The following is a 21,317-nucleotide window of genomic DNA, read 5'->3' as shown; positions in this document are numbered from 1 at the left end:
TGGCGGAGGTCGCCATGAATGGCGACCCTACGAGGTGATGTCGCCATTTATGGCGACCTCTGTTAATCCATCACTGAAAATCTTCCGCATCCACGTCGTAACCCGACGGCTCCCAGCGAATCGCCAGCAGCGCCAGCAAGCCAATCAGCGGCGCAAGGAAAATCACCCAGAACACGCCAGTGCCGAAGGCCGCCACCAGCAGCGGGAAAGCAAATAGCGACACGGTGGAGCTACCGCGCATCAGCGTCTGGTTGAAGCCGACGCCCACGCCGCGCAGAGAAGCCGGATAGCTCAGCGAGGCAAACGTCATGGTGTGTGAGCCGGGACCAAAACCCTGACCAAACAGGAACAGCGCCAGCATGGCAATCGCCACCGCCGCCTGTTCGCCGCCTTCCGGACGACCAATCAACGCCAATCCCAGCAGCGCCACGCACTGACAGGCGTAACCGGCCACTGACATCTTCCACGCGCCAAGACGCGGCACCAGCCGCACCGCCAGCAAGCCGCCGACAAAGGCAAACAGCAGATTCAGCGCCAGCGACACCAGAATGGTGGTCAGCATCGATTGTGCAAAGAAGCTGGAGATAATCACCGGCAAACCAAACGCCACCGCGTTATAGGCAAACGACGAGGCAATCGAAGTGACGGTAGCCAGAATCGTACGACGGCGATAAACGCCCTGCAGCAGCGCGCCGTAGTTGCGCCAGCTGGCTTTGCGCACCGGTTTCTGCGGCGTCAGATCGGCGTCATCCGCCACCTGCGCGTTGATGTTGTAGGAGTTGCGCAGAATCTCCGCCGCGCCCTTCAGGTTGCCCTGATTGGCTGCCCAAATCGGCGATTCACTCATGTAGCGGCTGCGAATGGCGATGATCAGCAGCGCAGGCACCGCACCAAAACCCAGAATCAAACGCCACAGCCAATCGGTGTGGGTTTCGGGCAACACCGCATACAGCAGCAGGACCAGCAGATAGGAAATACTGATCGCCGCGTACCACGTCGGACACCACATCGCCACGCTGGCGGCCTTGTTACCTTGCCCGCGCAGCTTCGAAAATTCGGCGAGAAACGCCATTGCCACCGGCAAATCAATCCCCACACCGAGGCCCATCACAAAGCGCGCGCCGGCCAGCACATACTCGTTTGGCGCAAACGCACAGGCTAACGCCGCCACCACGAAGAAGAACATATCGGCCATAAACACACGATAGCGGCCGATTTTGTCAGTGAGGTAGCCGCCAATCAGCGCCCCAACAATCGCACCAAAGGTAATCGCCGATGCCACCATGCCGGTGCCCGCTGGCGTAAGCTGGAACTCACGCGTCACGTCTTTGATGCCAAAGGCTAATGCGCCGAGATCGTAGGCGTCGAGGAACACGCCGCCCAGCGCAATGGCGATGACGATCCGCGCGTTGCTGCGCGATTCGTCGCTGTTATTCACTAGCCCGGAGACATCGGCCGCGCTGCGGATCCATTTGGTCTCGCCGGTTGGTGTATTCCCTGCCTGCGCGACGTGCGCCGGAGAAGCTAAGTCGGTCATGATGTTTTGTAATTTATTGTAATGAGTGGGACTGTGAGCATAAGCCGCCACCGAAGCATCGAAAATTCCATTTAATTATATGTGCTGCGTTTTGGTTATAACCGTTGCGATATTGATAGCAAAAAAAGCACGAAGTAAGCCGCTTGACCGCGCCCATCCTGATTCGCCAGGCTACGCTTGATAGTCACACAATGAAAACAAATGAGGGAAGCGAGATGATAAAGCAGGGTTTATTGGGAATGATTGCATTGGCAATGAGCGTGGGTGCAGCGCAGGCGGCGGATCCGGTTAAAGTGGGTTCCAAGATTGATACCGAAGGCTCGCTACTCGGCAACATCATCCTGCAGGTGCTGGACAAACACGGGGTAAAAACTGTCAACAAAATCCAGCTCGGTACTACGCAAGTGGTACGCGGTGCGATCACCGCCGGCGAGCTGGATATCTACCCGGAATACACCGGCAACGGCGCGTTCTTCTTCAACGATGAGAAAGATACCGCGTGGAAAAACGCCCAGCAGGGCTACGAGAAAGTGAAAAAACTCGACGCTGAGAAAAATCATCTGGTGTGGCTGACGCCCGCGCCGGCCAACAATACCTGGACGATTGCGGTGCGCGGCGACGTAGCGCAGAAGAACAACCTCAACTCGCTGGACGATCTCAGCGCCTACCTGAAAAAAGGTGGCACCTTCAAGCTGGCCGCCTCGGCGGAATTTATCGAACGTAGCGATGCCTTACCGGCGTTTGAAAAAGCCTACAACTTCAAGCTGGAGCAGGCGCAGCTGCTGTCGCTGGCCGGTGGCGACACCGCCGTGACCATCAAAGCGGCGGCGCAGCAAACCTCTGGCGTGAACGCGGCGATGGCGTATGGCACCGACGGTCCGGTGGCGGCGCTGGGCCTGCAAACGCTGAGCGATCCGAAAGGCGTGCAGCCGATTTATGCGCCTGCGCCGGTAATCCGCGAAAGCGTGCTCAAGCAATATCCTGACATCGGCAACTGGCTGCAGCCGGTCTTCAGCAAGCTGGATGAGAAAACCCTGCAGCAGCTAAATGCGCAGATCGCGGTGGATGGTCAGGATGCCAGCCAGGTCGCGAAACAGTGGTTACAGACCAATAAGTTGCTGTAAGCAGTGTCGTCGTTGTTACTCAGACCGCGCCAGCAGCCGGTGCTGCTGGTGTTAATCACGCTTATCACGCTGGCGCTGTTTGCCTTCCCGCTGCTGAGCTTTGCTGCCAATCGGCTGGTTTCTGGCCAGCCGCTGACTTTCTGGCAGGTGACGAACAGCGCACTGCTGTTGATTCCGCTGCTGTGGCTTTGGCAGAGCTTGTGGTGGCCGCCGCGCCGCATTCACGCGATAACGGTGCTGCTGGCGGCGGAGTTGCTGCTGGCCTTGCTCATCTGGCTAGCTGGACAGCAGGCCACGGAACTGGCGAACAGCGGCAGCCCGCTGGCACGCACCGCGTTTGGTAGCGGCTTGTGGTGCGCGGCGGCGCTGGCGCTGCTATTGGCGGCGGAAGCGATACGGCAAATCACGCGCAGTACGCCGTGGCGCATTGTGCTCAACCTGCAAATCTGGCTGTTGCCGCTGGCGCTGTTACTCAGCGGTCATCTCGATCGTCTCTCGCTTATGAAAGAGTACGCCAATCGCACGGCAGTGTTTGACGCGGCCTTCACGCAGCATTTGTGGCTGCTGGGCGGCACGCTGCTGCCGACGGTAATCATTGGTTTGCCGCTCGGCCTGGCGATTGCGCGCCGTCCACGCTGGCAAAACGCCGCATTTAGCGTGCTCAATCTGATCCAAACCGTGCCGTCGGTGGCGCTGTTCGGCTTGCTGATTGCGCCGCTGGCAGGATTGGTGGCGCATTTCCCGGTTCTGGCCCGTTGGGGCATCAGCGGCATCGGCATCGCTCCGGCCTTGATTGCGCTGGTGCTCTATGCGCTGCTGCCGCTGGTGCGCAGCGTGGTGGCCGGTTTGCAGCAGGTGCCGCAGGAAGTGCGTGAAACCGCGCGCGGCATGGGCATGAGCGCGTGGCAACAGTTCTGGCACGCCGAGCTGCCGCTGGCACTGCCGGTGTGGCTCTCCGGGCTGCGCGTGGTGGTGGTACAAACCGTTGGCCTGGCGGTGGTCGCGGCGCTGATTGGAGCGGGCGGATTCGGCGCCATTGTTTTTCAGGGATTGCTGAGCAGCGCGCTGGATCTGGTGCTGCTGGGCGTGATTCCGGTGGTGGCGCTGGCGGTGATTTTTGATGCACTACTGCGTTTACTGTCGGCACTGCTGGAGAGACGTCATGATTGAATTTCACCAGGTGAGCAAAGTGTTCGCCGGCAAAGAGGCGATACGTAACCTGTCGCTGAAGATTGAAAAGGGCAGTTTTACCGTGCTGATCGGCACCTCCGGTTCCGGCAAATCGACCATGCTGAAGATGATCAATCGGCTTGTGGAGCACGACAGCGGCGAAATCCGCTTTGCCGGAGAAGCCATCGAAACCATGGATGCGCGCGCGCTGCGCCGCCGCATCGGTTACGCCATTCAGTCGATTGGCCTGTTTCCGCACTGGAACGTGGCGAAGAACATCGGCACGGTGCCGTCACTGCTCGGCTGGCCGCAGGCGAAGATCAACCAACGCGTCGAGGAGCTGCTGGCGCTGCTCAATCTCGATAGCCATCTGGCGACGCGCATGCCGCATCAGCTGTCGGGCGGACAGCAGCAGCGCGTCGGCGTGGCGCGTGCGCTGGCGGCCGATCCCGAATTGCTGCTGATGGATGAACCCTTCGGCGCGCTCGATCCGGTTAACCGTCTGGCGCTGCAACACGAGATGCTGCGCATTCAGAAAATGTCCGGCCGCACCGTGGTGCTGGTGACGCACGACATCGACGAAGCGCTGACGCTGGCCGATCAACTGGTGCTGATGGACGGCGGCGAAATCGTGCAGCAGGGCAGGCCGATCGATCTGCTGACGCAGCCGGTGAATGACTTTGCCCGCGAGTTCTTTGGTCGCAGCGAGCTGGGCGTGCGTTTGCTGGCGCTGGGGCGTGCGGGCAGCGCAGCGCGACGCGGTGAATGGCTGGATGCCGAACCGATTGCCGCATCGCTGACGCTGCGTGAAGCGCTATCGCAGTTTATTGCGCGCCGCACCGACAAATTGCCGGTGATCGATCAGCATCAGCAGCCGCTCGGCGTGCTGCACTTCAGCGATCTGCTACGTCAGCGGGAGGCGAGCTGATGCGGCTGTTACGCGATCCGCTTTACTGGCTGTTGGCGGCTTTTCTGCTGTTGCTGTGGGGCTTGCCGCACAGCGGTCCGCTGTTTGCCCACTGGTTTCCGCAGCTGGAGCGTCCGCTCTATCAGCAGGAGAGTTTCTGGCGGCTGACGCTGGCGCATCTGGCGTTAGTGGTCAGCGGCAGCCTGTTGGCGTTGCTGGTTGGCGTTGGCTGTGCGGTGTTTGCTACGCGTCACGCCGGTCGCGTCTTTCGTCCGCTGCTGGAAACGGTGGCGGCGGCCGGGCAGACTTTTCCGCCGGTAGCGGTGCTGGCGATTGCGGTGCCGGTGATGGGATTTGGTGCGACGCCCGCGGTGATGGCGCTGTTTCTCTACGGCTTGCTGCCGATTTTACAGGGCACGCTGGCGGGCTTAGATAGCGTACCGGCCAGCAATCGTGAAATCGCGGTCGGCCTTGGCATGGGGCCGTGGCGACGCTTGTGGCAGATTGAGCTGGCGCTGGCAGCACCGGTGATTATGGCGGGCGTGCGAACCTCAGTGATGATCAACATCGGCACGGCAACCATCGCCTCCACGGTGGGCGCGGAGAGTCTTGGATCGCCGGTGATTATCGGTTTGAGCGGCTTTAACACCGCCTATGTGATTCAGGGCGCGCTGCTGGTGGCGCTGCTGGCGTTGATTTGCGATCGCCTGCTAGAGCGCGTGCAGCGCAAACTTAGTTGGTATGCACAATGAGGCTGTAGCCGACCAGCATCATGCCGCCCATGCCGCCAAGCGCCATGATGGCAAACAGGGAACCGATGAGGAGTTTATTCCAGTTCATGTGGAGACCTGAGAAAAGAAATTTAGGGCGGCATGATAACGCGCACACCACGCCAGGCAAAGGCCGTGTGTGCGATTTTTAGTTACGCGGGATCGTGCAGGTGAATGGCAAAACCTTGTGCCTGCCAGTGCTCAAACTGCTCGACCTGACGACGCGTCGGCTTTTTGCCGGTCCAGATAAACAGATTTTGTCCGGGGAATAACTCAGGGCGCGGCATGTCCAGCGGTTCCGCCAACACATCCATGCGCCAGCCTTGCTGCGACAAACGCCAGGCTTCCAGCCAGATGCGGGTACGATCTTCCACCGCCCAGCCAATCATCAGCGCATCTTTACCGGCTTTTTTACGCCCACCGGCCAAACAAAACGCCACATAATCAATCAGCGCGCCATCAAGCAGGCTGCACATGGTACGCGCAGTATTTTGATCTAAACCGAGACGCTGACGAACCGGCACGAACACGTGATCGATCAGCGCATCCACCGGATGTTCCCGGCCAATGGTGGCAATTTTGACGCGCAGTTTTGCCGGGCGAACGTGACGCAGCACGCTCATCAACTCTTCCTGCAGCGCCGACCAACCGTCATGCACATTGACGGTAGCACCTTCCAGCAACGCTTTTACTTTGCCGACGGGCACGCCACTCTCTATCCAGCGTTTTATCTCTTCGATACGCTGAACATCTTCATCATCAAACTGCCGATGACCACCTTCGGTGCGCTGGGGTTTTAACAGACCGTAACGTCGCTGCCAGGCGCGAAGCGTTACCGGGTTGATTCCACAGCGTTCGGCCACATCCCCGATACTGTATAAGGCCATAGACTCCTCGAAAATACTGACCTGCATAACAACACCTTAACCCCCACGCTTGGGTTGTACAACGATTTTTTAGTTGTACAACTTGACCTTGTTTAGGATTCGTAGTGTTATCTCATATGTGAGATTTATTTCCCATAAATGAGAGGTGAAGATGTCTGCTTCTGATACTGACGATCGACTGGCGGCACGACTGGCCGAATTACGCCTACAGCGCGGTTGGTCATTAGATGATTTGGCGATGGCGACCGGCATCAGTCGGGCGTCATTGTCGCGCATTGAACGCGCTGAAACGAGCCCCACAGCCGCTTTGCTTAACCGCCTTTGCGTGGCTTATGGATTGACCATGTCGCGCCTGCTCAGCGAGGTGGAAGAGGAGGCCGCGCTGCTGCTGAAAACGGAGCAACAGCCGGTGTGGCGCGATGACGCCAGCGGTTTCCAGCGCCGCAACGTATCACCGCCCGCCAGCCACTTTAAAGCGGAAGTGGTGGAAGGCGTGCTGCGTCCCGGCGCGCGCATTGATTACGACGCGCCGCCGATTCAGGGACTGGAGCAGCACATCTGGCTGCAATCGGGCGAGCTGACTATCAGCATGGACGATCAACACTGGACGCTGCAGGCAGGCGACTGTCTGCGCTTCCACCTCACTGGCAAATCCGCGTTTGCCGCCCATGCCGAAGGCGGCGCGCGCTACATTTTGGTGGTATGCAAACCATGATTGACATCGAACGTCTCAGCGCCACCCAGGCGCAACCGCTGCTGGCGGCATTATGTGATGTGCTGCAGGGCTGCGTTGCTGACGGCGCCAGCGTGGGCTTTATTGATGGCGACGATCGCGCGGCCATTGAGCGCTTCTGGCAGGACAAAATTTACAGCCTGGCGAGCGGCGACAATCAGCTGCTGGTGGCGTATCAGCAGGGCGTGATTGTGGCGACGGTGATGGTAGGTTTCAGCGCGATGCCGAACGGTCGCCATCGTGCGGAGATCAGCAAACTGCTGGTGCATCCGCGCGCCAGACGTCAGGGCATTGCGCGCCGCCTGATGCAGCAGGCCGAACAGCTGGCGGCAGAGCAGGGCAAAAACTTGCTGGTGCTGGACACGCGCAGCGGCGACGTGGCGACGGATTTGTATTTGTCGATGGATTGGCAGATTGCTGGGTCGATTCCAATGTATGCCGAGTCAACTGAAGGTGTGCTGGATGCGACCACGGTGATGTTTAAGCTGCTGCGTTGACCAAGTCGGCATAAATGCCGCCCTTACGGTAGGGTCGCCATTCATGGCGACCTGTGCAAAACTCTGCACCAAATCAGTGCGCCGCCTCCGCCTCTGCCACGCCCAGCGCCTGCATAAACAGCCGGATAATCGGGTTTATTTTGCGGCCCTTCTTCATCATCAAACAAAACGGGTTTTCACGGCGAATCGAATCATCGCCCAACTCACACAGCTGACCACGCGCAATAAACGCGGCGGCATAATGATCCGGTAAATAACCAATAAAATGGCCGGTCAAAATTAGCATGGCGACAGATTCAACCTGAACCGCCTGCGCACCGCTGTCCTGCAACGGAATGATGCGACGATCGTCGCGTGGCGTCACATATAAATGATTAATGATTTTCTGCTCACGTAATATTTCCAGTGAGATATTTTTATCACACGAGCCGGAATATAAAGGATGTGACATAGAGCAATATAATTTTGAATATTCCTTATAAAGCGGGAAGTAATCAAAATCACTTTTCATTTCATAAACCGGTGCAATGCCACAATGAAAACGGCCTTCGCTGATGCCGCGTTCAATATCATCTAATTGCGCGGTTTGCAGTCGAATTTGTACCTTTGGCGCTTTCTGGTGCAGCTGTTGCACCGCCGCGGTGACCGGTGATTGCGGATCCGAAATAGTGTTATCCACCACGCAAATGGCAATGTCGCCCAGCAGTTCGTTGCGGCTGTTATGCAGCCGCTCGCGAAACAGATTCAGCGAGACGAACAGCTCCAGCGTGGCCTGATAGACGTTGATGCCGTATTGCGTCAGCTCAAAACCTTCGCGTCCACGGCTGCACAATGTCATGCCGAGACGAATTTCCAGATCGGAAACCTGTTTACTGATCGCCGCCAGACCAATATTCAATTCGTGACTGGCAGCGGTTAATCCGCCGGCTTCCACCACGCATTTAAATACCCGCAGTAATTTTAAATCGATATTACTCAGTGCCAGAACCGCATTATCGCTGCGATTATTTGCATTGTTTCCGGACTGGGAAACTTTACTTTCCATTTTTGCTATTCAACTCCGGAATAATTGCGGTGAAAGTACAGTGAACCTGAAATAGGCCCTATTTACCAGTGTAGCCATAAAATAAGTTTTTATTATCTCAACTGGCTCATCCATATCTTTTTCATATCGCTGATGATTATCTGTAAGGGGAAATAGCATGTCTGATAATGCCGAACTGTTATGGGGCGCGCGTTTTAAAGCGGCACCGGCGGCGAGTTTAACCGCGCTGTCTCGTAGCCCGGATTATTACTTTGCATTGGCACCTTACGATCTGGCGGGCTGCCGGGCGCATGCCCGTGAACTGGCGCGAGGCGATCTGCTGAGTGCGGAAGAGCTCCGTACCATGCTGGACGCCATTGACGCCTTAGACGCCGATTATCGCGCCGGTCAGCTGCATCCGATTGCCGCCGACGAAGATGTGCACACGTTTATCGAACGCGCGCTGACCGAGCGTTTAGGCCCGCTGGGCGGCAAGCTGCGCGCCGGGCGTTCGCGCAACGATCAAACCGTTAACGACCTGCGTCTCTATCTGCGCGACAACGGCCGCAAAGTGGTCAGCGCCTTGCTGGCCCTGCAGCAGGCGCTGGTCGAGCAGGCGGCACAGCACACCGAAAGCGTCGCGCCTGGTTTTACGCATCTGCAGCAGGCGCAGCCGATTGTGTTCGGCCATCAGTTGCTGGCCCATGCGCAATCTTTTGCCCGCGATATTGAACGCATGCAGGATTGGGATCGCCGCAGCGCGCGCTGTCCGCTCGGTGCCGCTGCGATGGCCGGTTCTGCCATTGCGCGTCAGCCGGAGCAAGCCGCCGCCGATCTTGCCTACCTCGCGCCGTGTGAAAACTCCATCGATGCCGTTGCCAGCCGCGACTACGCCGCTGAATTCCTGTTCGTCACCAGCATGATCGGCATCAACCTGTCACGCCTGTGCGAAGAGGTGTGCATGTGGGCATCTCGCCAGTTCCGCTGGGTTGAGCTGCACGACAGCTACGCCACCGGCAGTTCCATCATGCCGCAGAAGAAAAACCCGGACATCGCCGAACTGACGCGCGGTCGCTCTGGCCGCCTGGTCGGCAATCTGATGGCGCTGCTCACCACCATGAAAGCGATGCCGCTCTCCTACAACCGCGATCTCAGCGACGACAAACGCAACGTGATCGATGCGGTAGATACGCTGCTGCTGGTGCTGCCAGCGATGGCGGGCATGATGGCGACGCTGAAATTCAACACCGACGTGATGCGTGAGCAGGCGCCGGACGGCTTCACGCTGGCGACCGAAGTGGCCGACTGGCTGGCGATGCGCGGCGTGCCGTTCCGCGAGGCGCATGAGATCACCGGCCAACTGGTGCAGCTGTGCGAGCGCGAAAATTGCGGTCTGTCGGATCTCAGCGATGCGCAGCTGCACGCGGTGGATGCCCGCTTAACACCGGACGTGCGCAGCGCCCTGACGCTGGAAGCCGCGCTGGCGGCCCGCAGCGGCTACGGCGGTACCGCACCGGCACGCGTGCGTGAGCAACTGGCACGTCTGCAAACCCTGATGCAGGACCAGCAGCGCTGGACCGAAGATTACGCTGGCCCACGCGCCTGAGGAGAGCTCTATGTCGCAATCAACGCCGATTGAGCCGGGTTTGAACAACAGCCGCGAGCAGACGCATTACGATCTCGATCGTTATCAGGTGGTGCCGCGCCGTTATTATGGCCGCATTACCGCGTCGGCGGTGATTCTGGTGCTGCTGGCGCTGCTGGTGAACGCCTTTGCCCACGGCAATATCGAATGGTCGTTTGTCGGCCAATTCTTTACCGCTCAGGCGATTCTCAACGGCGTGGTCAACACGCTGATCATGTCGGTGCTGGCGATGGGGCTTGGTGTGCTGTTTGGCGTCATCACCGCCATCATGTATATGTCGCCGAATCCGGTACTGCACTACATCGCCGTGGGCTACGCGTGGATTTTTCGCGGCACGCCGCTGATTCTGCAGCTGCTGCTGTGGTTCAACCTCGCGCTGGTGTTTCCCACCATCAGCATTCCCGGCGTGTTCAGCGTGCAAACCGTCACCATCATGACGCCGTTTCTCGCCGCGCTGCTCGGTTTGAGCATCAATCAAGGCGCGTACACCTCGGAAGTGGTGCGTGCGGGCTTGCTGTCGGTGGATACCGGACAGTACGAAGCGGCGAAAGCCATCGGCATGCCGCGTCTGCAGGCGTTGCATCGCATCATTCTGCCGCAGGCGATGCGCGTGATTCTGCCGCCGGTCGGCAACGAATTTATCAGCATGATCAAAACCACCAGTCTCGCCAGCATGATTCAGTACTCCGAACTGCTCTACAACACGCAAACCATCTACTTCGCCAACGCGCGGGTAATGGAACTGCTGTTCGTGGCGGGCATTTGGTACCTGATTGTGGTCACGGTGTTGTCGTTTGGACAGAGCCGACTGGAACGTTACTTCTCACGCGGCCATCGTCAGCGTCAGTAATCAGGAGCCCAACATGAGAAACATCGTGCGCGCCGTCAAGGTGAACAAATATTTCGACCAGTTCCACGCCCTGAAGGATGTCAGCCTCGAAGTGAACTACGGCGAGGTGATGTGCATCCTCGGTCCGTCCGGTTCCGGCAAAAGCACCTTTTTGCGCTGCATTAATCAGCTGGAGAAGGTCGATAAAGGCGGGATTTGGGTCGACAACGAGCTGGCGGGCTATCGCATCGCCGGGAACAAACTGCATGCGCTAAGCGACAAGCAGATTGCGCGTCAGCGCCTGCAAACCGGCATGGTGTTCCAGCGCTTTAATCTGTTCCCACACAAAACCGCGCTGGAGAACATCATCGAAGGACCGTGTCGCGTGCTGCTGCGCCCAAGGCGCGAAGCCAGCGAAGAGGCGATGGCGCTGCTCGATCGCGTGGGTCTGGCGCACAAAGCGCACGACTATCCGCAGTCGCTCTCTGGCGGCCAGCAGCAGCGCGTGGCGATTGCCCGCGCGCTGGCGATGAAACCCAAACTGATGCTGTTTGACGAACCCACTTCGGCGCTGGATCCGGAGATGGTGGGCGAAGTGCTGGCGGTGATGCGTCAGCTGGCAAAAGAGGGCACCACCATGCTGGTGGTCACCCATGAAATGGGCTTTGCCCGTGAGGTGGCCAATCAGGTGGTGTTTATGGACGAGGGACGCATTATCGAGCAGGGCGCACCGGAAGACATTCTGCTGAACCCGCAAAATCCACGGATGAAAAACTTTATTAACGCGATTCTTCTTTAACATTACCGGGGTGAATATGAAAAAGCTGTTATTGAGTGCCATCAGTGCCGCCGTTTTGCTGCAATCCTCTGCCTGGGCAGATATCGCCGTACCGGCTGCGATCAAAGAAAAAGGACTGACCGTGGCGATTATGCCGAACTACCCGCCAATGGATTTTAAAGATCCGGCCACTAACCAGCTGACCGGCGTGGATTACGATCTCGGCCAGGCGATTGGTGAAAAGCTCGGCGTGAAGATCAACTGGCAGGAGATCGCCTTCGAGCAGATGGTGAACGCCGTGGTGACCAAGCGCGTTGATCTGGTGATGTCCGGCATGACGGACACCAAAGAGCGCCAGCAGGTGGTTAACTTTATCGACTACTTCAAAACCGGTCCGCAGTTCTACACCCAATCCGCGCGCAGCGATATCAACAGCGCGATGGATCTGTGCGGCAAGAAAGTTGGCACCAGCCGTCGCACCACCTTCCCACTGGAAATTGCTAACTGGTCAAAAGCGCACTGTGAAGCGGCCGGTAAGCCCGCGATCATTGTGGTTGGCGCCGAAGGCACCGCCGATGCGCGTACTCAGCTGCGTCAGAACCGTCTGGATGGCGTGGTGCAGGGCAGCGAAACCCTGCCGTACATCATGGATCTGGAAAAGGGCAAATATAAGGCGCTGGATAAAGCCTTCTCCTTCCAGTACACCGGCATGGCGATTGGTAAAGATGCGGGCGAGCTGACCACGGCGATTCAGGCGGCGATCGACGCGATGATTGCCGATGGCTCTTACCAGAAAATCCTCGGCAAATGGGGCCTGGCAGACAACGGCGTGGCGAAGGCTACGGTTAACCAGGGCTAAGGAGCGCGCAGATGCAACAACCGGGCGCAGTGCGCTGGCCGCAGGGTAAACGCGGCTGTATGGCGCTGGCGTTTGACCTTGACGGTCCCACCGGCGATGCCATGCTGAATGGCAGCCTGTGGTCAACGCCAGAGTATTTTACCTTTGGGGCTTACGGGCCGTACCGCGCGCTCGGGCGTCTGCTTGACCTGCTGCGTGCCTTCCAACTCCCCGCCACTTTCTTTGTGCCGGCGTGGGTGGTGGAGCAGTGGCCGCAGCAGTGTCAGGCGATTATCGAACATGGCCACGAAGTGGCCTATCACGGCTATCGCCACGAATCCTTCTGGGCGATTTCACCGGATGAACAGCGTGCGGTGATGGCGAAATCGGCAGAAATTTTCCACAACATTCTCGGCATCACCGCCTGCGGTTTTCGCACGCCGTCGGGCGACTGGCATGCCGAAACGCCACAAATCCTGCGCGATGCGGGCGTGATCTACTCCAGCAGCATGCGCGGCGACGATCGTCCTTACAGCATTCCGGTGGCGGGTCATACGCCGCTGGTGGAGATCCCCGGCAAGTGGGAGATGGATGATTACGCCTCGCTGGCCTACACGCGCCAGCCCGATTTCCCCAAAGGCGGCGACCGCATCGCCAGCTATGCGCACACGCGCGATAACTGGCAGCGCGAGTTCGATGGCGCGATGGATGAAGGCTTGTGCCTCACCACGCTGTTCCACCCGAAAATCTCCGGCCAGCCGGGACGCATTTTGCTGCTCGAACAGCTGTTTGAACATATGACGGCGCGCGACGACGTGTGGTTTGCGCGCTGCGATGCGGTGGCGCAGTGGTATTTGCAGGAGCAACAGCATGACTGAACCTTCACGCTGGCCGCTGGGCTTCCAGTCGGCGGCGATCCTCACCATCGACTTCAACGATATTCACGGCATTCTCACTCAGGCACCGGCGGTAGCGGGGCGCGATAAAACGCTATCGGTGTGGCGCTACGGCACGCTGCGCGGCGTTGATCGCTTGCTGGCGCTGCTGGCGGAAAAGCAGCTCAAAGCCACATGGTGTATGCCGGCGATTGTCGCCGAAGAGCAGCCGGAGCTGGTGCAGCGTATGGTGGCCGACGGCCATGAAATTGCCTGCAGCGGCGATATGCATGAAGATTTCTCGTTACTCACGCTGGAGCAACAAATTGCCAGCGTGACGCGCGGCTGCGACAAACTGGCGCAAATTACTGGGCGCAAAATTATCGGCTTCCGCACGCCCGCCGGGCAGTGGAAACCGGGATTGGCCGAGGCGCTGATAGAACGCGGTATTTGCTGGTCATCGAGCTGGCGCGGCGACGATTTGCCGTACTTCCATCCCGGCACGCGCCTGGTGGAACTGCCGATGCACTACACGCTGGAAGATGAGCCCTATTTCGCCTTCAACCTCAGCCCGGCGATTCCACCGGGACAATCGCGCATCGCGCCTTATGCGGAAACGCTGGCGAATATGACGCAGGATTTCCACGGCTTCCACCGCTTTGGTCTGTGCTACTTGCTGCGCCTGCATCCGGAAATTATCGGCACCGCCGGACGTATTGGCCTGCTGCGGGCGCTGCTCGACACGCTGCAACAGCACAACGTGTGGATTGCAACTGCCGAGCAGGCGGCGGCGCACTGGCAGACGCAGCCGGATAACGATGTCTCCCATCCGGCGGAAGTGTTTACTCGCATCATCGGAGGTGCGCATGGCGAGCACGCTTGATCAACTGGCGGCCTTTATCGCCGAGACGCGTTTTGCACAACTGCCTGCGCCGCTGGTGGAGCAGGCGAAACGTCATTTGCTTGATACGCTCGGTGCTTCGCTGGCGGGCTGCGACAGCCCGATTTGGCGCGAATGTCTGGCTCTGGTGCAGGCCGAAGGTGGACGCGAGCAGGCGCAGATTTGGGGCAGCGCGCAGCAGGCCAATCCGCGTCAGGCGGCGTGGCTGAACGGCGTGGCGGCGCATATGTATGAACTCGATGACACCGGCGGCTGCGATCACTCCGGCGCAGTGGTGATCTCGGCGCTGCTGGCGGCCTTGCCACTGGCGACGCAGCCGGTGGACGGACCAGCGCTGCTGGTGGCGATGGTGATCGGCTATGACGTCGGCCGCCGCGTGTTAGAAGCCTGCGGCGGATACTCTGCGCACAACGGCGCAGGCTGGCACTCTACCGCCAGCTGCGGCGTATTTGGTGCGGCGGCGGCGGTGTGTTCGCTGCTGCAGCTGGATCGCGTGCAGTGTGCGTCTGCGCTGGGCATAGCCGCCAGCTTTAGCGGCGGTTTGTGGGGCTTTATTCATGACGGCTCGCACACCAAAAAACTGCATGCCGCGCGCGCCGCAGAAGGTGGCGTGCAAGCCGCGCTGCTGGCACAACGCGGTATCAGCGGCCCTTCGGCGGTGTTTGAACCGCGCTGGGGCGGCTTCCTGCAAACTTTAGCGGCAGATACTCAGCAGCCGCAGGTCTTAACGGCGGATCTCGGCGACGTGTGGAAACTGGCGCGCTGCTCGATCAAACCGTACGCTTCATGCCGTGGCACCCACGCGGCGATTGATGCGCTGGGGATAATGCTGCAACAGCATGATGTGCGCGCAGAGCAGATCGCGCGCATCGTGGTGGGCGTGAATCCATTCCTGCTGGAGATGTGCGGCGGACGTGAGTTGCACAGTCTGGCGGCGGCGCAGATGAGCTTGCCGTATGCGCTGGCTGCGCGTGCGCTTTACGGCTCGGCGGAGTTGGCGAGTTATGACGACGCCAAACGGCTGCATCCTGATGTGGAAGCGTTGCTGGCGCGTATTGAGCTGGTGATCGATGAGCAGCAGAGCCGCGACGATGAACCGTGGGTGCGGCTGGAAACCGAGCAGGGCGCGCAGTGGCAGCAGCATGTGCCGGTGCCGTCAGGCGCGCCGACCAATCCGCTCACGCTGGATGCGCTGTTGGCGAAGTACCGCAGTTTGGCCGCGCGCGTGTTGCCGCTGGAGCAAGTCGAACGGCTCGAGGCGGTGTGTCTGGAGCTGGATGAAGTGGCGGATGTAAGGGAAGTGGTGGGGTTGTTGGCGCTGAGGTAAAACCAGGTCGGCATGAATGCCGACCCTACAAAATCCACGCATTTCGGCGGAGGGTCGCCATTAATGGCGACCGCTTTAAATCCTGCCCGCCAACCTCTTGATCCGCGCCATCGCCGCAAGCTCACGCTCAGTCAGGTCGGCATGAATGCCGACACTACAAAATCCGCACATTTCAGCGTAGGGTCGCCATTAATGGCGACCGCGATTAAACCCTGCCCGCCAACCCCTCAACCCGCACCATCGCCGCCAGCAAGCGCGCTTCGGTCACCGCTTCGGCCATGTTCTCCATATCCGGCGCATGCACCGATTCGCGCACAATCAGCGCCAGCTCATGCTCATCCAGCTCGGCAATCTCGCTCAGCGTCAGCGGCACGCCGCAGTCGCGCGCCAGGCGCATCTCATCCAGCACTTCTTCATCGGCGCGGTTCTCCAGCGCCAGCAAACAGAGGTTGCCGAAGCCGACCAGCAAGCCATGACCAAACTCGCGGGTTTTATCGCAGAAGGTAAAACCTTCATAAATCGCGTGCGAAGCTGCCGCGTGTGCGCCATTGCTCATCAGCGAGGTTAATCCTGCCCAGGTGAAAATCGCATCCAGCACCTGATCAAGCGACGCGCTGCTCTCACCGCGCAGCACTGCGGCGTAGGCCGCCGGGCCGTGTTCGGCAATCACGTCATAACAAATCTGGCTGTGCGCCAGTGACGAGAGCGCATTGCCATCGCGCGCCGGATGGCGTGCGCTGACCGCGCGGAACTCGTACCACTTCGCCAGCGTATCGCCCAGCCCGGCGGCCAGCCAGCGTGCGGGCGCTTTTGCCAGCAGCTCGCTGTCGATAATTACTGCTGCTGGTGCCTGCGGCAGCGGGAAGATATCGAAGAAATTGCCGTTATCGTCATAGCGAATACTCAGCGGCGTTACCGCTGAACAGGTGGCGGCAATGGTCGGCAGCGTCACCACCGGCAAGCCGAGCTTTGCGCCAACCGCTTTCACCGTATCCAGCGATTTACCGCCGCCAACGCCAATCAGCACCTCGGCCTGCAGTTCGGTTGCCATCGCCGCTAAACGGTTGATGTTATTGATCGAGGTTTCGCCGCCAAACCACTCTTGCGCCAGCAGCGTGACATTGGCTGCCAGCAGCTGCGCGCGAACCTGCGCTTCAACCGCCTGCAACGCCTGATGGCCGCCAATCAGCAGCGCACGCTGGCCCAGTCCGGCGCAGATCGAGCCTAATTGATTGATCACGCCCGCACCGCGCAGCACGCGCGCCGGGAACACCAGATTCTGTTGTGTCATCACTTGTTCTCTGTGTAACGGACGCCGGGCAACACGCACAGCATCTCATAAAGGATATTGGCCGCCAGCTGCGAGGTCATGCCGCTGATGTCATACGGCGGCGACACTTCCACCAGATCGCCGCCCACCAGATTGAGTCCACGGCAGCCGCGCACGATCTCCAGCCCTTGCATTGAGGTTAAACCGCCCACTTCCGGCGTACCGGTGCCGGGCGCCCATGCGGGATCGAAGCTGTCGATATCGTAAGAGAGATACACCGGACCGTTGCCGATACGTGCGCGCACCTCGGCCATCAGCGGCGTCATCGATCGATACCAGCACTGCTCGGCGGGAACCAGATGGAAGCCCTGATCGACGCCCCACTGAAAATCATCGGCGGCGTAACCTTGCGCACGTTGCCCAATCTGCACCACGCGCTGACAGTCGAGCAGGCCTTCTTCCACCGCGCGGCGGAACGTGGTGCCATGCGCGATCTTCTCGCCAAACATCTCGTCGTTGGTATCGGTGTGCGCATCAATGTGAATCAGACCCATCGGTCCATGCTTCTTCGCCAGCGCGCGCAAAATCGGCAGCGTCAACGTGTGATCGCCGCCCAACGTTAACGGGATAATCGGCCAGTTATTCAGCTCGGTATAATAGTTTTCGATGATATCAACCGATTTCAGCAGGTTGTAGGTATTGATCGGTACATCGCCGAGATCGCCGACGCGCAGTGAATCAAAGGGCGCGGCGCCGGTGGCCATGTTGTATGGGCGGATCATCACTGAATCGGCGCGAATGGCGCGCGGGCCATAGCGCGTGCCGCTGCGCTGCGAGGTGCCGATATCCAGCGGAATGCCGACGAATGCCACATCCAGATTGGCCGGTGTGTCAGCGGCGGGCAAACGCATCATGGTGCCGCGTCCGGCAAAACGGGGCATCTCGTTGCCGCCTTGCGGCTGGGGGAAATCGGTCATCACGCACTCCTTCAGTCAGGTGAAACCCATCATTACCCAGCCTGCGCGCCGGAAAAATCCTTGACAGCAGATAATCACTTCAGAGATTACTTAACTTTAGTTAGCAATCACTGAAGGAAAATCGGTGCAGACGCTTCCCAACCTTAAACTGCTGCAGGTGTTCGCCAGCGTGGTGGAAAATCAGGGCTATTCGCGCGCGCAGCAGGCGCTGAACATGACCACGCCCGCCATCAGCGCCTACATGAGCGAGCTGGAAACTCAGCTCGGTTTTATCCTCTGTCAGCGCGGACGCGGCGGCTTTACCCTGACCAGCAAAGGCGAGCAGTTTTATCGCTACAGTCAGGAGATGCTGGCGACGTTGGCGGGTTGGCAGGAGCAGGTGGAAACGCTGAAAAGCGCGCAGGGCGGCACTTTTTCGCTTGGCGTGGTGGATGCCACCGTCACCGACAGTACGCTGGATCTGCCCGCTGCGATTGCGCGCTTTAATCAGCGCTTTCCGGCGGTGTTTTTCAATCTGAGCGTGCGCGATCCCAATGAGTTGCAGCAGCAGTTGCTGGAGGATCGGCTGGATTTGGCGATTGGTCACTTCCCGCTGCGCGCCAGCAATCTGGTGACCATTCCGCTGTATGAAGAGCAGCATTGGCTCTATTGCAGCCCGGAACATCCGCTGGCTGAAGGTCATCCGGATGTGCGCACCGTGCAGCAAACCGGCATGGTGACGCGGCGTTACTGGAATCAGCAGGAGCTGAACAAGCGCGGCTTTCGCCAGAGCAACGCATCGGTGGAGAGCATTGAAGCGCAGCTGACGCTGATTCTCTCCGGCCGCTTCATCGGCTATTTACCCGAACACTATGCACGCAGCTGGGAACAGCAGGGCGCGCTGCGTCGCTTGCTGCCGCACCATTTCCACTTCCGCGCGCCTTTCTCTTTTGCTTTTCGCCGTGGGCGCGCGCGGGAAACCTTGATCCGCGCGATGCGTGAAATTCTGAATCCAGCGCGAAAAAATAGCAGCGAAAGCTGACGCTGCGCCAATACTGTGTAAAAATACAGGCCAATTCAGCAAACAGTAACGAAAATGGCCCTGACAGCAGCGATAAAAAGCCAGATTGCGCAATGGTATAAGGCGCTGCAGCAGCAGGTTCCTGACTTTATCCCGCGCGCGCCGCAGCGCCAGATGATTGCCGAAGTGGCGAAAAGTCTGGCCGGTGACGAAGGGCGTCATCTGGCGATTGAAGCGCCAACCGGCGTCGGCAAAACCCTCTCTTATTTAATTCCCGGTATTGCGGTAAGCCGCGCCGAGGAAAAACGGCTGGTGATCAGCACCGCCAACGTGGCATTACAGGATCAGATCTTCACCAAGGATCTGCCGCTGCTGAAGAAAATCATCCCCGATCTCACCTTTACCGCTGCCTTTGGCCGTGGACGCTATGTTTGTCCACGCAACCTTGCGGCGCTGGCGGCGACCGAAGATCAGCAGGGCGATTTGCTGCTCTATCTTGATGAAGAGGCGGTCACCGGCTCGAAAGAGGAGCAGAAATTCTGCGCCAAGCTGGAGAAGCAGCTCAGCAGCTACCGCTGGGATGGCTTGCGCGATCACACCGATGTCAACATTGACGACAGCTTGTGGCAACGCCTCTCCACCGACAAAGCCAACTGCCTCGGCCATCACTGCCGCTGGTATCGTGAATGCCCGTTCTTTGTCGCGCGTCGCGAAATTGAGCAGGCGGATGTGGTGGTCGCCAACCATGCGCTGGTGATGGCGGCGATGGAGAATGAATCGGTGCTGCCACCGGCGAAAAACCTGATGCTGGTGCTGGACGAAGGCCATCATCTGCCGGAAGTGGCGCGCGATGCGCTGGAGATGAGCGCAGAGATCACGCCAGGCTGGAGCAGTTTGCAGCTCGATCTGTTTGTGCGGCTGGTGGAAACCATCATGGTGCAGTTCCGCCCGAAATCGCCGCCGCCGCTCACCAATCCGGAACGCCTGAAAGGCCACTGCGATGAAATGCGTGAGCTGCTGCAGATTCTCTGCGATGCCCTCAATCCGCTGTTGCCGGGCCATAATCAGCCGGGCGAGTTCCGCTTTGTGCTGGGCGAATTGCCTGAAGAGCTGCTGAGCCTGTGCGCGCGGCTGTTCAAACTGAGCGATGCGCTGCGTGGCCTGAGCGAAGGCCTGCTCAATGAGTTGGGCGATCAAACCGGTAAAGCCGACATCATGCGGCTGCATAAAGCGATTATTCAGCTCAATCGCCACTTTGGCTGGTTCGAATCAATCAGTAAATTGTGGCGGCTGGCGGCGATGGAGAAAGCTTCGAATGCGCCGGTGTCGAAGTGGATTACGCGTGAGATCCGTGAAGGCCAGGCACATCTGCTGTTCCACTGTGCGGGTATCCGCGTGAGCGATCAGCTGGAAAAAATCCTGTGGCGCAAAATCCCGCATGTGGTGGTGACTTCCGCCACTTTGCGATCGCTCAACAGCTTCAACCGTTTGCAGGAGATGTCGGGATTGAGCGAGAAAGCCGGCGACCGCTTTGTGGCGCTGGATTCACCGTTTAACCATATCGATCAGGGCAAGCTGGTGATTCCGCAGATGCAGTTTGAGCCGCAGATGGCGCAGGAAGCGGAACACATCGCGGAGATGGCGCGCTTCTTCCGTCAGCAGATAGCCGAAGAGAAGCACAAAGGCGTGCTGGTGCTGTTCGCCAGCGGCCGCGCGATGCAGCAGTTTGTCGCGCACATTCCGGAGCTGCGTTTATCAATGCTGGTGCAAGGTGACCAGCCACGTTCGCGCCTCGTGGCGCTGCACCGGGAACGCGTTGAAGCTGGTAAAACCAGTATCCTGGTCGGGCTGCAATCGTTCGCCGAAGGGCTGGATTTGAAAGGCGATCTGCTGTCGCAGGTGCATATCCATAAAATCGCTTTTCCACCGGTGGACAGTCCGGTAATTTTGACCGAGGGCGAATGGCTGAAGAGCCTGAAACGTTATCCGTTCGAGGTGCAGAGCTTGCCGAGCGCCTCCTTTACCTTGATTCAACAGGTAGGACGTTTGATTCGCAGCCACAGCTGCTTTGGCGAAATCGTGATTTACGATCGCCGCCTGCTCAACAAAGCTTATGGCAGCCGACTGCTGGCCGCGTTACCGGTGTTCCCGATTGAGCAACCGCCGATGCCGGAAGCCAGCAGTGACAAGCCGAAAAAAAGTCGCAGTAAGAAAATCTAACTTTGGCA

20 protein-coding genes are annotated in these 21,317 nt (G+C 59.1%); 15 read left to right on the top strand and 5 right to left on the bottom strand.

Annotation, left to right across the window (positions count from 1 at the left end; genetic code table 11):
- Positions 1-70: 70 nt before the first annotated feature.
- Positions 71-1,537, bottom strand: coding sequence for an MFS transporter (locus tag BM323_RS03320; RefSeq protein ID WP_008102633.1), 1,467 nt, complete (start codon positions 1,535-1,537; stop codon positions 71-73).
- Positions 1,538-1,752: 215 nt separating this feature from the next.
- On the opposite strand from BM323_RS03320, the gene BM323_RS03315 reads away from it, so the two are divergent.
- From BM323_RS03315 to BM323_RS03300, 4 genes are read left to right on the top strand one after another with little or no spacing between them, the layout of a single operon-like run.
- Positions 1,753-2,661 (top strand): glycine betaine ABC transporter substrate-binding protein OsmF, encoded by a 909-nt coding sequence (locus BM323_RS03315; RefSeq protein ID WP_008102632.1) that lies wholly within the window; start codon positions 1,753-1,755, stop codon positions 2,659-2,661.
- Positions 2,662-2,664: 3 nt separating this feature from the next.
- Positions 2,665-3,831 carry an ABC transporter permease gene (locus BM323_RS03310; protein ID WP_008102624.1) on the top strand — a complete coding sequence of 389 codons (1,167 nt, stop codon included), beginning with the start codon at positions 2,665-2,667 and terminating at the stop codon, positions 3,829-3,831.
- Positions 3,824-4,759 (top strand): ABC transporter ATP-binding protein, encoded by a 936-nt coding sequence (locus BM323_RS03305; RefSeq protein WP_008102622.1) that lies wholly within the window; start codon positions 3,824-3,826, stop codon positions 4,757-4,759. Before BM323_RS03310 ends, BM323_RS03305 begins: the two co-directional genes overlap by 8 nt.
- The gene (locus BM323_RS03300) at positions 4,759-5,490 is read left to right on the top strand and encodes an ABC transporter permease (protein ID WP_008102619.1); all 732 of its coding nucleotides are present in this window, start codon (positions 4,759-4,761) and stop codon (positions 5,488-5,490) included. The genes BM323_RS03305 and BM323_RS03300 overlap by 1 nt, the downstream gene beginning before the upstream one ends.
- Before the next feature lie 170 nt (positions 5,491-5,660).
- On the opposite strand, the gene BM323_RS03295 is transcribed toward BM323_RS03300, so the two are convergent.
- Complete coding sequence (locus tag BM323_RS03295) at positions 5,661-6,395, bottom strand: MerR family transcriptional regulator (RefSeq protein ID WP_008102616.1); 735 nt, start codon at positions 6,393-6,395, stop codon at positions 5,661-5,663.
- Between the two features lie 151 nt (positions 6,396-6,546).
- Between BM323_RS03295 and BM323_RS03290 the strand changes: the two genes are divergently transcribed.
- Entirely contained in the window at positions 6,547-7,110 is a 564-nt protein-coding gene (locus BM323_RS03290) for a helix-turn-helix domain-containing protein (RefSeq protein ID WP_008102614.1), read from the top strand.
- A complete protein-coding gene (locus BM323_RS03285) occupies positions 7,107-7,625 on the top strand; it encodes a GNAT family N-acetyltransferase (protein WP_008102611.1) in 519 nt (172 codons plus the stop codon). The genes BM323_RS03290 and BM323_RS03285 overlap by 4 nt, the downstream gene beginning before the upstream one ends.
- Before the next feature lie 73 nt (positions 7,626-7,698).
- On the opposite strand, the gene BM323_RS03280 is transcribed toward BM323_RS03285, so the two are convergent.
- Positions 7,699-8,670, bottom strand: coding sequence for a LysR family transcriptional regulator (locus BM323_RS03280; RefSeq protein ID WP_008102610.1), 972 nt, complete (start codon positions 8,668-8,670; stop codon positions 7,699-7,701).
- Between the two features lie 157 nt (positions 8,671-8,827).
- On the opposite strand from BM323_RS03280, the gene argH reads away from it, so the two are divergent.
- From argH to BM323_RS03245, 7 genes are read left to right on the top strand one after another with little or no spacing between them, the layout of a single operon-like run.
- A complete protein-coding gene (gene argH, locus BM323_RS03275) occupies positions 8,828-10,255 on the top strand; it encodes an argininosuccinate lyase (protein ID WP_091003235.1) in 1,428 nt (475 codons plus the stop codon).
- A gap of 10 nt (positions 10,256-10,265) precedes the next feature.
- Positions 10,266-11,144 carry an amino acid ABC transporter permease gene (locus tag BM323_RS03270; protein ID WP_008102605.1) on the top strand — a complete coding sequence of 293 codons (879 nt, stop codon included), beginning with the start codon at positions 10,266-10,268 and terminating at the stop codon, positions 11,142-11,144.
- A 13-nt stretch (positions 11,145-11,157) separates the two neighbouring features.
- On the top strand, positions 11,158-11,922 hold the full coding sequence (locus BM323_RS03265; RefSeq protein ID WP_008102604.1) for an amino acid ABC transporter ATP-binding protein: 765 nt from the start codon (positions 11,158-11,160) through the stop codon (positions 11,920-11,922).
- Positions 11,923-11,938: 16 nt separating this feature from the next.
- Positions 11,939-12,760, top strand: a complete 822-nt coding sequence (locus BM323_RS03260) for an ABC transporter substrate-binding protein (RefSeq protein WP_008102602.1) — start codon at positions 11,939-11,941, stop codon at positions 12,758-12,760.
- Between the two features lie 11 nt (positions 12,761-12,771).
- Positions 12,772-13,617, top strand: coding sequence for a polysaccharide deacetylase family protein (locus BM323_RS03255; protein WP_008102600.1), 846 nt, complete (start codon positions 12,772-12,774; stop codon positions 13,615-13,617).
- Complete coding sequence (locus BM323_RS03250; RefSeq protein ID WP_008102598.1) at positions 13,610-14,497, top strand: polysaccharide deacetylase family protein; 888 nt, start codon at positions 13,610-13,612, stop codon at positions 14,495-14,497. Before BM323_RS03255 ends, BM323_RS03250 begins: the two co-directional genes overlap by 8 nt.
- Complete coding sequence (locus tag BM323_RS03245; protein ID WP_008102596.1) at positions 14,481-15,842, top strand: MmgE/PrpD family protein; 1,362 nt, start codon at positions 14,481-14,483, stop codon at positions 15,840-15,842. Before BM323_RS03250 ends, BM323_RS03245 begins: the two co-directional genes overlap by 17 nt.
- 205 nt (positions 15,843-16,047) lie before the next feature.
- On the opposite strand, the gene BM323_RS03240 is transcribed toward BM323_RS03245, so the two are convergent.
- Together BM323_RS03240 and speB are read right to left on the bottom strand one after the other, a co-directional pair.
- Positions 16,048-17,133 (bottom strand): iron-containing alcohol dehydrogenase family protein, encoded by a 1,086-nt coding sequence (locus tag BM323_RS03240; RefSeq protein ID WP_008102594.1) that lies wholly within the window; start codon positions 17,131-17,133, stop codon positions 16,048-16,050.
- Positions 17,133-18,089: an agmatinase gene (gene speB / locus BM323_RS03235; protein WP_008102591.1), complete on the bottom strand. Its 957-nt coding sequence runs from the start codon at positions 18,087-18,089 to the stop codon at positions 17,133-17,135. The genes BM323_RS03240 and speB overlap by 1 nt, the downstream gene beginning before the upstream one ends.
- A 124-nt stretch (positions 18,090-18,213) precedes the next feature.
- Here speB and BM323_RS03230 point away from each other — a divergent pair, with 124 nt between their 5' ends.
- Together BM323_RS03230 and dinG are read left to right on the top strand one after the other, a co-directional pair.
- Positions 18,214-19,110, top strand: coding sequence for a LysR family transcriptional regulator (locus BM323_RS03230; protein WP_008102589.1), 897 nt, complete (start codon positions 18,214-18,216; stop codon positions 19,108-19,110).
- 54 nt (positions 19,111-19,164) lie between these two features.
- Positions 19,165-21,309: an ATP-dependent DNA helicase DinG gene (gene dinG, locus BM323_RS03225; RefSeq protein ID WP_008102586.1), complete on the top strand. Its 2,145-nt coding sequence runs from the start codon at positions 19,165-19,167 to the stop codon at positions 21,307-21,309.
- Positions 21,310-21,317 lie beyond the last annotated feature (8 nt).

The sequence above is a fragment of the Pantoea sp. YR525 genome (assembly GCF_900116775.1).
Lineage (GTDB): Bacteria > Pseudomonadota > Gammaproteobacteria > Enterobacterales > Enterobacteriaceae > Pantoea > Pantoea symbiotica.
This window is presented reverse-complemented; position numbering and strand designations above follow the sequence as displayed.